We start from the raw sequence: 13,451 nt of genomic DNA on the forward strand, positions 1-13,451 counted from the left end.
AGGGATCAGATCATGAGCGAGACCATCGAAAACCTGGAAACCCCGGCGTTGACCAAGGCACAGCTGGCCGACATGCTGTTCGACCAGATCGGGCTGAACAAGCGCGAGTCCAAGGACATGGTCGACGCGTTCTTTGATTTGATCGCCAACAGCCTGGTGGACGGCACCGACGTCAAGATATCGGGCTTCGGCAACTTCCACATCCGCACCAAGGCCGCCCGGCCGGGGCGCAACCCGCGCACTGGCGAACCCGTTGCCATCGAGGCGCGGCGGGTGGTCACCTTCCATGCCAGCCCCAAGCTCAAGGAACAGGTGCAGGCCACGGTGGACGCGCCAGCGAACGGAGCCGCAACCGCTTGATGACCCACGGGTGGCGGCATCGCCACAGTCGGCGCAACGGTTTTGCGTCCCCGGCCCACTTGGAGTAGATTCCAAGGTTTGGTCCGTACCGCCTTGATTCCAATGGAAATCCAGCTCCCGCCCATCCCAGCCAAGCGCTACTTCACCATCGGTGAGGTCGGTGAGCTGTGTGGTGTCAAACCGCACGTGCTGCGCTACTGGGAGCAGGAGTTCACCCAGCTGCGTCCCATGAAGCGGCGCGGCAACCGTCGCTACTACCAGCACCATGAGGTGCTGATGATCCGGCGCATCCGCGAGTTGCTCTACGACCAGGGCTTCACCATCAGCGGCGCGCGCAACAAGCTGCAGGAACTCGCCCAGCAGGAGCGCGACAAGCGTCGCCCGGAAGTGGTCGAAACCGGCATCGGCGGCATGGAAGTGGTGGAGGTCGACACCACCAGCCTGGGTGGCGGCGACCCCATGCAGGCCATGCAGGTGCTCGCGTCTTCGCAGGATGCGGTGGACGCCTTGCAGCAGATGCGCAGCGAATTGCTCGCGATTCGTGATTTGCTGGCCCAGCCTGCCGGATGACCCGATAAACCAGCTATAATCTGAGGCTTGTCGGCGTGTAGCGCAGCCTGGTAGCGCACTTGCATGGGGTGCAAGGGGTCGCGAGTTCGAATCCCGCCACGCCGACCATTTCTACTGATAAAGCCCGTTAGGAACATACGCCTAACGGGCTTTTTCTTTGGAAAATCAACGGTTTACCCTGCAATGGGGTACAGGGACAGGCATTGACAGCCAGCGCGGCACCGGGGAATATTACGGGGAACAAAACCCCGGTTTCTTCAAAACCGGGGAACACACCCCGTAAAACCGGGGTAACGCCCCGGCTACCGGGGAACAACCCACCGGGGAACAGACCCATGCTGACCGACGCTGAATGCCGAAACGCCGCTTGTCCGCCGGGTAAGAAGCACGCCCGCCTGACCGATTCCGGTGGTTTGTACCTTCAGGTAGGACCCAGTGGCCGCAAACACTGGTTTTGGAAGTTTTACCCGGACGGCAAGGAATCCCGCATGGCGCTGGGCAGTTACCCGGCGGTGACACTCACGGCGGCGCGCAAGGCCCGAGACGCTGCGAAGCTGAAAAGGGCGGAAGGTTTCAACCCGGTGCAGGCGCGGCAGTTGGACCGACTCAAACAGGCCATGAGCGAGGGCGAGACTTTCGAGCATGTGGCGCGCGAGTGGTACGGGAAGAAGTCGCCCTTGTGGAGTAGCCACCACCAGACCCGCGAGCTTCGCAATCTGGAAAAAGACCTGTTCCCCTGGATCGGCAAGCGGCGCATTGCTGAAATCGAGCCGGTGGAGTTGTTGCAGACCATACGGCGGGTGGAGGCGCGGGGATCGTTTGATGTGGCCCACCGTGTGCTGACCACGGCGCGCGGCGTGTTTGCCTATGCGGTGGCCACCGGCAAGGCTGGCCGGAACATTTCCATGGACTTGAAAGGCGCACTGACCCCACACAAGGGCCGACACTTCGCGGCAATCACCGACCCGGTGAAGCTGGGCGAACTGATCCGGGTGATCCGGGGCTACAAGGGCGGGCTGAACGTGCGCGCGGCGCTGCAACTTGCACCGATGCTGTTTCAGCGACCGACCGAGCTACGGGCGGCGGAGTGGTCCGAGTTCGACCTAGACGCGGGGCTGTGGTCGATTCAGGCCAAGCGCATGAAACGCACCTATGACGGCAAGGAAAACGGCGACCCACATCTGGTCCCCTTGCCCACCCAGGCGGTGGCCATCCTGCGCGAGTTGCACCACCTGACCGGCGACGGCGTGTTGCTGTTCCCCGGTGAGAAATCACGCAACATCCCGATTAGCGACAACACCCTACGGGCCGCACTTCAGACGCTGGGCTATGGGTCCGATGTGCAGACCGTTCACGGCTTCAGAGCCACGGCGCGGACCCTGTTGGATGAAGTGTTGGAGTTTGACCCGCTAGTGATAGAGGCGCAGTTGGCGCACACCGTGAAGGACGCCAACGGACGGGCCTACAACCGCACCACCTATCTGAAGCAACGCGCGGACATGATGCAGCGGTGGGCCGACTACCTGGACAAACTGGCCGCTGGTGCCGATGTGATCCAGATGAAGCGGGCTTGATGCTTTGACGCCACGCCTAGCCATCGGCTGATCCCCGATGGTGAAAACCGGGACACCCTGACCCGGCGGCGCTGGCTTCTGTTCGGGGGCGTGACAGGGAACGCAATGAGTATCGAGCTTGATCTGGCGAACGAGATGATTCGGGAGCTGAATAGCTTCATGGACGAGGTGCTGGGCATCCCAAATGACGTATTTATTGAAGTCGGGATATCTGCCTATCAGGCAGCAATGCTTGAGCATGGGATCGCACGGCTTGAGCAAGGGACCGACCCTGCGGAAATTGAGAAGCTTGAGAACCACCGGAAAAAAGCAGAGCTAGATTTTCAGATGCTGTGTGACGCAGCACCGGACATGCCAGAAGACGTTATTCGGTCAATCAGTCTTGCATATGGGTTCATGACGATTTACTTGGCTAATGATAAGGAGCACTCTTCCGAATCGTTGCTGAGAACAGTAGTTCAAACATCGAAGTTTTTAGGCATTGCTATCGGCTTGATTTCTGGATCCGAAAAGTCCCACGATGCCAAGCGCAAGGACATGCTTTCGATAGCGGGAAAAATAGGGGCGGCAGCCAAGCACCGCAAGCCGTCAGAGTTAAAAAAGTGGGCGTTGTCCCAAGCTGAGCGTTTACGAGGTGCTGATGCAGTAGTTGCAAGAAGGCTTGCTGCAATGCTGCCAAATGAGCTTGCAGACGTATCAAAGAACCCCGAGCGACTCATTTACGACGCGCTACGAGAGGCCAGAAAGCCCCCGGATAGGCTGCCACCCGTAACGGGTGACTAGCCAGCCGTAACGGGTAGCCTGCCACCCGTGAATTTTTGCTTTACCACTTTGGAAACTACGCCCATCGAAACAACAACGGCAGACAACGCCGTTAAAAGGTGGGCAATATGGCTATCTGGCGAATCGAAAAATGCAAGGATGAGGCGGGGTATCGCTCCCACGCCAGCATCTACGGACTGATCCGAGTCGGACTGTGGACACAGCCGGTCAAGATCGGGGAACGCTCAAGCGGCTGGCCTGACGATGAAGTGAAGGCGATCAACGCGGCGCGTATTGCAGGCGCGAGCGATGAGCAAATCCGCGAACTGGTGAAGCAACTTCACGCCAAGCGCGCGGAAAAGTTGGCCGTGTTGATGGCGGCTTGAGGGGGTGGACATGGCGATCAACACCACCCAAAAAGAAGTGCCCACCGGGGACGGCAATCCCACGGCAGGCGGCGCGATCAACGATCTGAATTTTCCCATCAGTGAACGCAACGACAAAGCGTTTTCCCCGCTGCGGGCGGCGTATGCGATGAAGGGCCAAGCCCTGCACCGCACAGACCCGAAGGATGGTCCTGTGAGCTATTGGGCTGAGCGGTGGGGGCTTGTGCGACACCTGCCCACCATTGACGCGGCGCGGCGGTTTCTGGAACAGATCGGGGGCCGGTTGTGAGCGACCCCATCGAACAATTCCGCGCGGCGATCCTGGCCGCTGGCCTAACGCCACCCGATGAAATCGTGGCCGATGGCAAGTTGCACCGCTTCAGTACCAACGGCAAGCCCAGGGACGATTCCGGCTGGTACATGCTGCACCTGGACGGCATACCCGCCGGGGCTTTCGGATGCTGGCGCAGTGGCTTGAAATCGAACTGGTGCGCGATGGCCGACACCGATATGACGGTGGCAGAGCGCGAAGCCCACCGGCAGCGCATCAAGGCCATGCAGGCGCAGCGCGAAGCCGAACAAGCCCAGGCGCAACAACAGGCCAGCGAGGCGGCGGCGCTGATCTGGAAAGAGGCCACACCGGCAACAGGCCATGAGTACCTGACGCGCAAGGGCATCAAGCCCCACGGCGTGAAGTCTGACGGGCACCACCTTGTGATTCCGATGCGGGACACATCGGGCGCGCTGCACAGCCTGCAAACCATCGCACCAGACGGCGGTAAGCGGTTTCTACCCGGCGGACGGGTGAAGGGCTGTTATCACGCCATCGGCAAGCCTGACGGCGTGTTGATCGTGTGCGAGGGATACGCGACCGGCGCGGGCATCCATGAGGCAACGGGGCACGCTGTGGCCGTGGCTTTCAACGCGGGCAACTTGCTGGCGGTGGCTGAAGCCCTGCGCGCCAAATACCCGGCGCTGCGGCTGATCCTAGCCGCTGATGATGATGTTGGCACCCCAGGCAATCCGGGCCTGACGAAAGCGACCAAGGCGGCGCGGGCGGTGGGTGGCTACCTGTCAAAACCTGACTTCGGCAACGACCGAACGGACGGCGCTACCGACTTCAACGACCTGCACCAGATCATCGGGGCCGATGCGGTGCGCGCGTGTATCGAGGCGGCGGCGCTGGTGGGGCCCATGCCTGTTAGCCAAGATGTGTCCAAGGTGGACGCGGCGGCGGCATGGCCTGACCCTGTGCCCCTGCCCGATGCACTACCGGCGGTGCAAGCGTTTGACCCCGAACTGTTGCCCGAAGCGCTGCGCGGCTGGGTGGCCGACATTGCCCACCGGATGCAATGCCCCCCTGACTTCACGGCGGTGGGTGCCCTGGTGGCTCTTTCCAGCCTGATCGGCGCGCGTGCTGTGGTGGCCCCCAAGGCGCGGGACGATTGGCGTGTGGTGCCTGTCCTGTGGGGCGCAATTGTGGGCAGGCCGGGGGTGATGAAATCACCGGCTTTGTCTGAGGTGTTGAAGCCCCTGCACCGGCTTGAAGCAACCGAGCGCGAACAGTGGCAGATAGCGCACGAAGCATGGGAGCTTGATTGCAAGGTGGCGACCATGGCAAGCGAGGCGAAAGAGAAGCAGGCCCGAGGGTTTGCCGACAAAGACCCAGCGAAGGCGCGCGCACTGTTGGAGCCGATGGACACACCAGCCGAACCCTTGGCGCGGCGCTATGTGGTGAACGATGCGACGGTGGAAAAGCTGGCCGACTTGCTGACCGTGAACGAATGGGGCTTGCTGGTGTACCGCGATGAAATCCACGGCTTACTGTGCAGCATGGACCGCCAAGGGCAGGAAGGCGCGCGGGGCTTCTACCTGACAGGCTACGACGGCAATCAAGGCCACGCGGTTGACCGCATCGGGCGCGGTGAATCATATGTGCCGCGTGTGTGCCTGGCCATGCTGGGCGGCATACAACCGGGCAAACTGCAAAGCTATGTGCGCGAGGCTGTGGCCGGTGGCGCGGGTGACGATGGACTGTTGCAACGCTTCGGGCTGGCCGTGTGGCCCGATGTGAGCCGTGAGTTTGCCTATGTGGACAGGTGGCCCGACACACCCGCCAGACAAGCGGCATGGGCAGTTTTCGAGCGATTGAACGCGCTGCAACCAGCCAGCGACACCGACCCCCAGGAATGGCGGTTTTCACCCGAGGCGCAAGCCCTGTTTGTGGAGTGGCTGGAACCATTCGAGACTGCGATACGCGGCGACGATCTGCACCCGGCGCTTGTGTCGCACCTGAGCAAGTACCGCAAGCTGATCCCGGCGCTGGCGCTGATCTTTGCCCTGGTGGATACACCCGACAGCGGCGGCGTGATCCATGAGCGCGAACTGATCCGGGCGCTGGCATGGGGTGACTACCTGCGAAGCCATGCAGAGCGCATCTACGCGGCGGCAGTGATCCCGGAAACTGCCGGGGCCAAACAACTGTTGGACAAGATCAAGGCGGGCAAGCTGTGCGACGGCGTGTTGTCGGAAGCCTTCACGCCCCGGCTGGTGGCCGTCAAGCATTGGGCGGGATTGGGCACACCTGACGCGGTACGCAAGGCGGCGGACTTGCTGACCGATTACGGGTGGCTATCGCGCGAGGCAATCCCCACCGGGGCCGCTGGTGGCCGACCGACCGACCGTTATCTGATCCATCCCACGCTGTTGAAGGGGGGTGGCGCATGAAGTGGCTGGACCGGCTGAAAACACCAAAAGCCTCCGACCCCCACGCTACGAAACCTACAAAACCCCAGGAATCGGAACAGGCGGCAGGTTTCGTAGGTTTTGTAGCGTACCCCCCGGCACCCTTTCAAAAAATCGAGGGCAGCGAGGCAGCGAACAACACTACCCCAGCGGCAGACCCTGATCGCTGGTGCTGGCCACACAGCGAGGCCATGAATGCGGTGGAAATCGACATCTTCACGGCGCGGCTGGCAAGGTTCACCGACAAGGGCCTGACCCTGGCCGATGCAGAGCAACAGGCCGACCGGCTGGTGGTCCGGGATCGTGAGGGCGACGATAGGCAGCTATGCCTTGAATGTGCCCACCTTCACGGCGCTGGCCGCTGGCGCTGTGGCAACTGGCACCGGGCAGAGGTGGCCACGCAGTTGAAGGACGCACAGCTACCCGGCGCGCTGGTGCAGACGTTGCAGCGTTGCCCAGGCTTTGGAGCATCAACACCATGAGCAAGAAAAACCCCAAGGTGCTGTCTGTTGATCGGACCGCCAACCAGACAATGGAGCAAGCGAGCGCCATCGCGTCAGTGAATCCAGCCATCAATGCCGCTGTCGTGGTCGACACCTACCAAACCAACATCATGGGCGACGATGTGGAGTTGGATTCACTGGTGGACGCACTGCGCGCCAGTATGGATAAAAGCGCGACCGGCGACTTGTCGGGGCTTGAGGCTATGCTGATCGGGCAAGCTACGGCACTGCAAACCATCTTCGTGAGTCTGGCCAAACGGTCACATCATCAACAGTACCAACGCCACCTTGAAGCATATTTGGGTCTGGCACTCAAGGCCCAGGCGCAGAGCAGGGCCACCATTCAGGCGGTGATTGACCTGAAGTTTCCCCGGCAGGCCACATTCGTGAAGCAGGCCAACATTGCCCACGGACCGCAACAGGTCAACAACGGGCAGGCCACCGGCGGCGACAACGTGCGCGCGCTGGATAACCAAACCGGGCAAATCGAAGTTTTAGAGGGGCTGGCAAATGGCGGCAAGGAAGTGGACACCAGAGCAAAGGCAGAGGCAGCGCGAGGCGATCCAGCGGTGGAAGCCCTGGCAGCAAGCCACCGGCCCAAAAAGCGCGGCAGGTAAGGCGGCATCGGCCCGTAACGCCTACACCGGTGGGCACACCGTCAAGCTGCGGCGGCTGATCGCGGAGTTGAACGGTCTGTTTCGTGAGCAAGGACAGAACCTGACCGGGTGGTGAACTGTAGAGGGCGGAGGCAATATCGAAACAGCACGCGCGAAAGTTACTCCGTGGCGCTTTGTCGGACAAGGGATGCAGAGGCACACAGGTCAACAGTTTTGGGTATCACTGCTGATTACCAACCCGAACTGGGTCGGCTTTTCGCTTGTGTGTGGTGGCGAGGCTACACGCTGCGTGCATTTTCCGTGTGCCTGGAACGGGCCATAAAGGAACCGAGAGCATTTGCGGATACAACATGTTTCTCACTTCAACAAAATGACACATGAAAAAACTTACCGCTTCGTTGCTCGCAATTGCTATTGGGCTAGGAGGGTGTGCCACTTCATCAAAGGATGTAGCGACGGCATACGTTTCACCGATGCAGTATCAGTCATACGACTGCGATCAACTTGCCTCAGAGTCTCAGCGACTGCAAGTGCGTGTGACCCAACTGGGTGGGCGCTTAGATGAAGCGGCTTCAAACGACAAGGCCATCACTGGTGTCGGGATGATTTTGTTTTGGCCAGCGCTATTTGCTTTGGGAGGAACAAAGCAACAAGAGGCCGAATATGCACGCCTAAAGGGCGAATACGATGCGATTCAACAGGCTGCGACGCTTAAGAAATGCCCTGGGCTGTTCCCGGTAGCGCAAACCGCTAAACCTGCTACGGCTCCGGTGGCGACCCCTGAGCCGGCAGCACAACCCATCGCCCCGAGTTCACCGGCACCCAGCGGACCCACTGACGTGCAGGCAACAACTCAGGCTGTGAAGTAACCACGCGAACTAGGCGGCGCACTTGCTCAGCACTCCGCATTAGCGGCGTTGAAAAAGTCAAATATGGTTCACGTTTCTCGGCGGGCGGAAACGTCCCCGGCGTCACGTCTCTGAACCGGTCCGCTTCAATGCAGATTACCTACCCGGCCCTGTGTCGGGTAATTTCGTCTGCGCTGTGGTCACCTTGCCACAAGCCACCGGAAGTTTTCGGATGCCCTAAAGCGGCGGTGATTCAGCAGGCCCGGACGGGGTATCAAGCCCGTCACCGGGGAACAAATCGGGGAATATATCGCCTTGTAGGTGGAAAATAACCAATTGAATCAAATGGTTATATCGATCTTTGGAATCCCGCCACGCCATTTATACAGAAAGCCCGCTTCCACAAGAAGCGGGCTTTTTCACTTGCGCGCCATGCACGTATGCTGAGCTCATGACCGCGTCCAAATCGCTTCTCATCGTCTACCACTCCATGACGGGTGGCACGCGTCAGATGGCCGAGGCCGCGCACGCTGGCGCGATGGCGGATGCCGGTATCGAGGTGCGCTTGCTGCAGGCCGCGCAGGCGGGTCCTGGTGATGTTCTGGCGGCGGATGGCTTCCTCTTTGCGTCGCCGGAAAACCTGGCGGCCATCAGTGGCCAGCTCAAGGATTTTTTTGACCGCACCTACTACGCCGTGCTCGACCAGATCAATGGCCGCCCCTATGCCAGCCTCATCTGCGCCGGCAGCGACGGGCACAACGCGGCCCGGCAGATCGAGCGCATCGCCACGGGCTGGCGCCTCAAGCCGGTGGCGGAACCACTGATCGTATGCACCCATGCACAGACGCCACAAGCCATCCTGGCGCCCAAGCAGATTGGCGACGATGACCTGGCGCGTTGCCGGGAACTGGGCGAGGCGATGGCAACGGGTCTGTCGCTGGGCGTGTTTTGAGCCCGGCTCCTCAGCCGAAGCACTGCCGCAGGTTGATGGTCGAGCGTTGCCCGACACCGACGAAGTGGGTGTCCAGCCAGGCCTGCGCGCGCTCGCGGCCCTGGCCCTTGAGCATGTCCAGGAAGGGCGCGTGCGCGAGCAGCTTGGTGTCGGTGCGGTGCAGACTGGCCACGCCACCGGTGTCCACCATGTGAAAGCGCAGCTTCTGCAGGCGGCGCTCCAGCCGGCCCAGGTTGAGCAAGGCGGGGCGGGACTGGTCGATGGCTTGCGCGAACATGCGCATCTCGCGCATGAAGTTGGCGCTGAAGGCCAACTCGACGATGCGCGCATCGATTTCGTCCACGGTCTGTGGCGTGCCTTCGCGCAACAGGGGGCTCAGCAGCACCAGCAACACGTCGGCCGATTCGCAGTCGTAGAACAAGGGGAACACCGCCGGGTTGGCGGAGTAGCCGCCGTCCCAGTAGGGCTGGCCATCGATGACCACCGGGTGGTGTATCTTGGGCAGGCAGGCCGAGGCCATCAACACATCGATGTCGATCTCGTGTTCGCGAAAAATGCGCAGTTTCCCCGTGTGGACCTGTGTTGTGCCCACGAACAGCTTGAACGGGCTGCTGGCCCGCAGACGCGGGAAGTCGATCTGCCGCTTGAGCAGATCGCGCAAGGGGTTGAGGTCCAGCGGATTGAGCTGCGAGGGCGAGAAGTGCCCGGCCCAGATGGCCAGCAGCCGCGATGACGGCGACAGGCTGGTGTTGTCGCCTTCGCCCTGCGCCACGATGCCGTTGTGGGGGCCTTGGTGGCCCAGTTCGTTCCAGAACCGGTCCAGCGCCTGGCGCGCGCCTTCGCGGCCACCCTTGGCCCAGCCGTCGGCCATCACCACCGCATTGATGGCCCCTGCGCTGCTTCCGCTGAGCCCTTCAAACGCGGTGCGTTCATCGGCTAGCAAGGCATCCAGCACGCCCCAGGTGAACGCCCCATGGGCGCCACCTCCCTGCAAAGCCAGGTTCAGCCGCGCCGCCGCGGGACGCCAGGCCCGCCAGTAACGCAAGAGAGCGCCTGGCCCCGAACCCGGCATGGCCGACTCGCGCACACGCCGCAGCCGCCGTAGCCGTTGAGGCAGTGTCTCGGCCTGATCGACAGTCACGTTCAACGGCGTGGAACTGGTGTCGGCGTGGGTCATGGAGCTCCCTTCTGGATGTGCCCTGTATAGGGTTTTCCCTTAGGCTACCACCGCGCGGTGAATTTGTCTGTGGCCTGCGCACAGGGCGTCACACTTGCACACACTCCATTGCAGCGTTCCTGACTCGGGTGTGCTAACTTGTGATCGAGTATCGAGTTTGTTATGCGCCACCTACTGCTTGTCCTTCCTCTCTTGCTGCTGGGCGTGCCCGCCTCGCAGGCCCAGGTGACCGTCAGCATTGGCATCAATCTGCCCGTGTACCCACAGTTCCAGCGCGTGCCTGGCTACCCGGTCTATTACGCGCCCGACGCGCCGACCAATTACTTTTTCTATGACGGTCTCTACTGGGTGTTCCAGTACGACAACTGGTATTCCAGCAGCTGGTACAACGGCCCGTGGCGGCTCGTGAGCCCGCACATGGTGCCGCTGTTCGTGCTGCGCGTGCCGGTGCGCTATTACCGCCATGCGCCCAGCTATTTCCGGCCCTGGCGGGCCGATGCGCCGCCGCGCTGGGGCGAGCATTGGGGCCGCGACTGGGAGCAGCGCCGCTCGGGCTGGGACCGTTGGGACCACCGTGCCGTACCGGCCCCTGCACCCTTGCCCAGCTACCAGGCCCGCTATCCGCAGAGCCGGTACCCACAGGCGTTCGAGCAGCAGCGTTCCATCGAGTCCGAGCACTACCGTTACCGGCCGCGTGAGCCGCAGTTCCGCGAGGAGCGTGAAGGCCGCGAAGTCCGGGGGCGCGACGAGATCCCGCCGCGCCAGCGTCCGGTGCCCTCGGTGGCCGCCCCCGAGCCGCGGCCACAAAGGCCTCAGGTGGTGGTGCCGGAGCAGCGCGGGCACGACATGGCGCGCCCTCAGCACGGCGAGCGGGAGCGGCAGGCCCAGCGGCCGGAGCCACCGGGGCGCCAGCGCGAGGAGCGGGCGGAGCGGCGTGAGCAGCAGCACCTAGGTGATCGCGGGGACCGGGGTGACAAGGGTGAGCGACGACGCGACCGCGGCGAAGATCGCGACGACGAGCGGCGCGGCCACCGCTGACGGCGGACGGGCCGCCAGGGTGCGCGCCGGATGTTCAGACCATCTGCTCGGGACGCACCCACAAGTCGAACTGTTCCGGCGTGACAGCCTCCAGTGCCAGGGCGGCCTCGCGCAAGGTGCTGCCCTCGTGTTGCGCCTTGAGCGCGATGGCGGCCGCGCGGTCGTGCCCGATGTGGGGGCTGAGCGCGGTCACCAGCATCAGCGACTGAGAGAGCAGGGCCGCGATGCGCGCCCGGTCGGGCGCCATGCCCCGCACACAATGCTGCTCGAAGCTGCGCATGCCATCGGTCAGCAGGCGCAGGCTTTGTTGCATGTTGTGGGCGATCAGCGGTTTGGCGGTGTTGAGCTCGAACTGCCCACCGGCGGCGCCCACGCTGATGGCGACGTCGTTGCCCATGACCTGCGCGCACAGCATCACCAGCGCCTCGCACTGTGTGGGGTTGACCTTGCCGGGCATGATGGAGCTGCCAGGCTCGTTGTCGGGCAGTCGCAGTTCGCCCAAGCCACAGCGGGGTCCGCTGGCCAGCCAGCGGACATCGTTGGCGATCTTGATCAGGGCGACGGCCAGCGTCTTGAGCGTGCCATGGGTGTTGACCAAGGCATCGTGGGCGGCCAGGGCAGCGAAGCGGTTGCCGGCGCAGCGCAGTGGCAGCCCGGTGGCCACGCCCAGCGCGGCCGCCATGCGCTCGCCAAACTGCGGGTGGGTGTTGAGACCGGTGCCCACGGCGGTGCCACCGATGGCCAGTTCGTGCAATGGCCCCAGGCTGAGCGTGATGGCGCGCTCGGCATGGACCAGTTGCGCTGCCCAGCCTGACGCCACCTGCCCCAGCGTGATGGGGGTGGCGTCCTGCAAGTGGGTGCGGCCGGTCTTGACGATGTCGGCCCAGGCCTGGGCGTGTTGCTGCAGCTGGCGGTGCAGGCCCTGCAGCGCGGGCAGGAGCCCGTGCACGGCGGCGTCCAGCGTGGCCAGGTGCATGGCGGTGGGCACCACGTCGTTGGACGATTGCCCGAGGTTGACGTGGTCGTTGGGGTGCACCAGGCGGGCCTCGCCGCGCCCGCCGCCCATGCGTTCGGAGGCGCGGTTGGCCAGCACCTCGTTGATGTTCATGTGGGTCTGCGTGGCCGACCCGGTTTGCCACACCGACAGCGGAAAGGCCTCTGCATGAAGACCCGCCAGCAACTCGTCGGCGGCTTGTTCGATGGCGGCGGCGCGCGCTCCGTCCAGCAGGCTCAGTTGGGCGTTGACGCGCGCGGCCTCGCGCTTGACGAGAGCCAGCGCGTGGATGAGTCCGGGCGGCATGCGTTCGGTGGAGATGGCGAAGAAGTGCAGCGAGCGCTGCGTCTGAGCGCCCCACAGCGCCTGTGCATCGACGGCCACGCCGCCCATGCTGTCGTGTTCGATGCGTTCGCCTGTGTTCATGACGCTGCTCCTTGCCGTGATGCCAACCACGGCTTGCGTGGAAAGGACGGCCCATCAGACACCCAGGGCGGCGGCTTGTCCAGCGGTACCACGCCGCCCATGCCGAAGGCCCGGTTCGATCCGGCTTGGAAAGCGGGCCGATATTTGCAAGAATGTGAATAACTGTGAGATAGGTTGCCGGCGCCGCCCGGGGTCGTCATCTCCAGACACGAGGAGCGCGCCATGCTCGATGACAACGCGGATTTCAAGACCATCAACGACGCCCATCCCCACATCGGGACGCAGCTCAAGGCCTTGTGGGGCAAGCCGGAATTCGTGTCCTACATGAAGTCGCTGACCAGCGACACCCGCGATGGCGCGCGGCACGGCTTTCGGGGCGAGGTGTTTTTTGCGCTGCACAGCCTGTCGGAGCAGCACACGCAGGCCTATCCCGACTACCAGGTTGCCAGCACGCTCGATCCCTGGGCCACCTCGGTGGGGGAATACAGGGCCACCTGAC

At 63.0% G+C, this 13,451-nt stretch carries 15 protein-coding genes and 1 tRNA gene; 14 read left to right on the plus strand and 2 right to left on the minus strand.

Going from position 1 to position 13,451, the window contains the following annotated elements; translation table 11 throughout:
* Positions 1–12: 12 nt before the first annotated feature.
* The 12 genes from AAHB17_RS00895 to AAHB17_RS00950 all read left to right on the plus strand — a co-directional run bounded on the left by AAHB17_RS00895 (position 13) and on the right by AAHB17_RS00950 (position 9,317).
* Positions 13–360, plus strand: a complete 348-nt coding sequence (locus AAHB17_RS00895) for an integration host factor subunit alpha (RefSeq protein ID WP_342128523.1) — start codon at positions 13–15, stop codon at positions 358–360.
* A 102-nt stretch (positions 361–462) separates the two neighbouring features.
* Positions 463–930 (plus strand): MerR family transcriptional regulator, encoded by a 468-nt coding sequence (locus AAHB17_RS00900; protein WP_342128524.1) that lies wholly within the window; start codon positions 463–465, stop codon positions 928–930.
* Between the two features lie 31 nt (positions 931–961).
* Positions 962–1,038 (plus strand) — tRNA-Pro (locus AAHB17_RS00905).
* A gap of 227 nt (positions 1,039–1,265) precedes the next feature.
* The gene (locus tag AAHB17_RS00910; RefSeq protein ID WP_342128525.1) at positions 1,266–2,504 is read left to right on the plus strand and encodes a tyrosine-type recombinase/integrase; all 1,239 of its coding nucleotides are present in this window, start codon (positions 1,266–1,268) and stop codon (positions 2,502–2,504) included.
* Positions 2,505–2,609: 105 nt separating this feature from the next.
* Positions 2,610–3,287, plus strand: a complete 678-nt coding sequence (locus AAHB17_RS00915; protein WP_342128526.1) for a hypothetical protein — start codon at positions 2,610–2,612, stop codon at positions 3,285–3,287.
* A gap of 107 nt (positions 3,288–3,394) precedes the next feature.
* The gene (locus tag AAHB17_RS00920) at positions 3,395–3,652 is read left to right on the plus strand and encodes a helix-turn-helix transcriptional regulator (RefSeq protein WP_342128528.1); all 258 of its coding nucleotides are present in this window, start codon (positions 3,395–3,397) and stop codon (positions 3,650–3,652) included.
* Positions 3,653–3,662: 10 nt separating this feature from the next.
* Complete coding sequence (locus AAHB17_RS00925) at positions 3,663–3,941, plus strand: hypothetical protein (RefSeq protein WP_342128529.1); 279 nt, start codon at positions 3,663–3,665, stop codon at positions 3,939–3,941.
* Complete coding sequence (locus tag AAHB17_RS00930) at positions 3,938–6,379, plus strand: DUF3987 domain-containing protein (RefSeq protein WP_342128530.1); 2,442 nt, start codon at positions 3,938–3,940, stop codon at positions 6,377–6,379. The genes AAHB17_RS00925 and AAHB17_RS00930 overlap by 4 nt, the downstream gene beginning before the upstream one ends.
* Positions 6,376–6,879, plus strand: a complete 504-nt coding sequence (locus AAHB17_RS00935) for a hypothetical protein (protein WP_342128531.1) — start codon at positions 6,376–6,378, stop codon at positions 6,877–6,879. The genes AAHB17_RS00930 and AAHB17_RS00935 overlap by 4 nt, the downstream gene beginning before the upstream one ends.
* Positions 6,876–7,517 (plus strand): hypothetical protein, encoded by a 642-nt coding sequence (locus tag AAHB17_RS00940; protein ID WP_342128532.1) that lies wholly within the window; start codon positions 6,876–6,878, stop codon positions 7,515–7,517. Before AAHB17_RS00935 ends, AAHB17_RS00940 begins: the two co-directional genes overlap by 4 nt.
* 377 nt (positions 7,518–7,894) lie before the next feature.
* On the plus strand, positions 7,895–8,386 hold the full coding sequence (locus AAHB17_RS00945) for a hypothetical protein (protein ID WP_342128533.1): 492 nt from the start codon (positions 7,895–7,897) through the stop codon (positions 8,384–8,386).
* A gap of 430 nt (positions 8,387–8,816) precedes the next feature.
* Positions 8,817–9,317, plus strand: a complete 501-nt coding sequence (locus tag AAHB17_RS00950; protein ID WP_342128534.1) for a flavodoxin family protein — start codon at positions 8,817–8,819, stop codon at positions 9,315–9,317.
* Positions 9,318–9,327: 10 nt separating this feature from the next.
* Here the strand turns inward: AAHB17_RS00950 and AAHB17_RS00955 are convergent, their stop codons facing one another.
* Positions 9,328–10,494 (minus strand): patatin-like phospholipase family protein, encoded by a 1,167-nt coding sequence (locus AAHB17_RS00955; RefSeq protein ID WP_342128535.1) that lies wholly within the window; start codon positions 10,492–10,494, stop codon positions 9,328–9,330.
* 162 nt (positions 10,495–10,656) lie between these two features.
* On the opposite strand from AAHB17_RS00955, the gene AAHB17_RS00960 reads away from it, so the two are divergent.
* On the plus strand, positions 10,657–11,532 hold the full coding sequence (locus AAHB17_RS00960; protein WP_342128536.1) for a hypothetical protein: 876 nt from the start codon (positions 10,657–10,659) through the stop codon (positions 11,530–11,532).
* 34 nt (positions 11,533–11,566) lie between these two features.
* Here the strand turns inward: AAHB17_RS00960 and fumC are convergent, their stop codons facing one another.
* Positions 11,567–12,952 carry a class II fumarate hydratase gene (gene fumC, locus AAHB17_RS00965; RefSeq protein WP_342128537.1) on the minus strand — a complete coding sequence of 462 codons (1,386 nt, stop codon included), beginning with the start codon at positions 12,950–12,952 and terminating at the stop codon, positions 11,567–11,569.
* A 222-nt stretch (positions 12,953–13,174) separates the two neighbouring features.
* Between fumC and AAHB17_RS00970 the strand changes: the two genes are divergently transcribed.
* Entirely contained in the window at positions 13,175–13,450 is a 276-nt protein-coding gene (locus AAHB17_RS00970; RefSeq protein ID WP_342128538.1) for a hypothetical protein, read from the plus strand.
* Position 13,451: the final 1 nt, after the last annotated feature.

The sequence above is a fragment of the Hydrogenophaga sp. OTU3427 genome (assembly GCF_038440225.1).
Taxonomy (GTDB): Bacteria; Pseudomonadota; Gammaproteobacteria; order Burkholderiales; family Burkholderiaceae_C; genus Hydrogenophaga.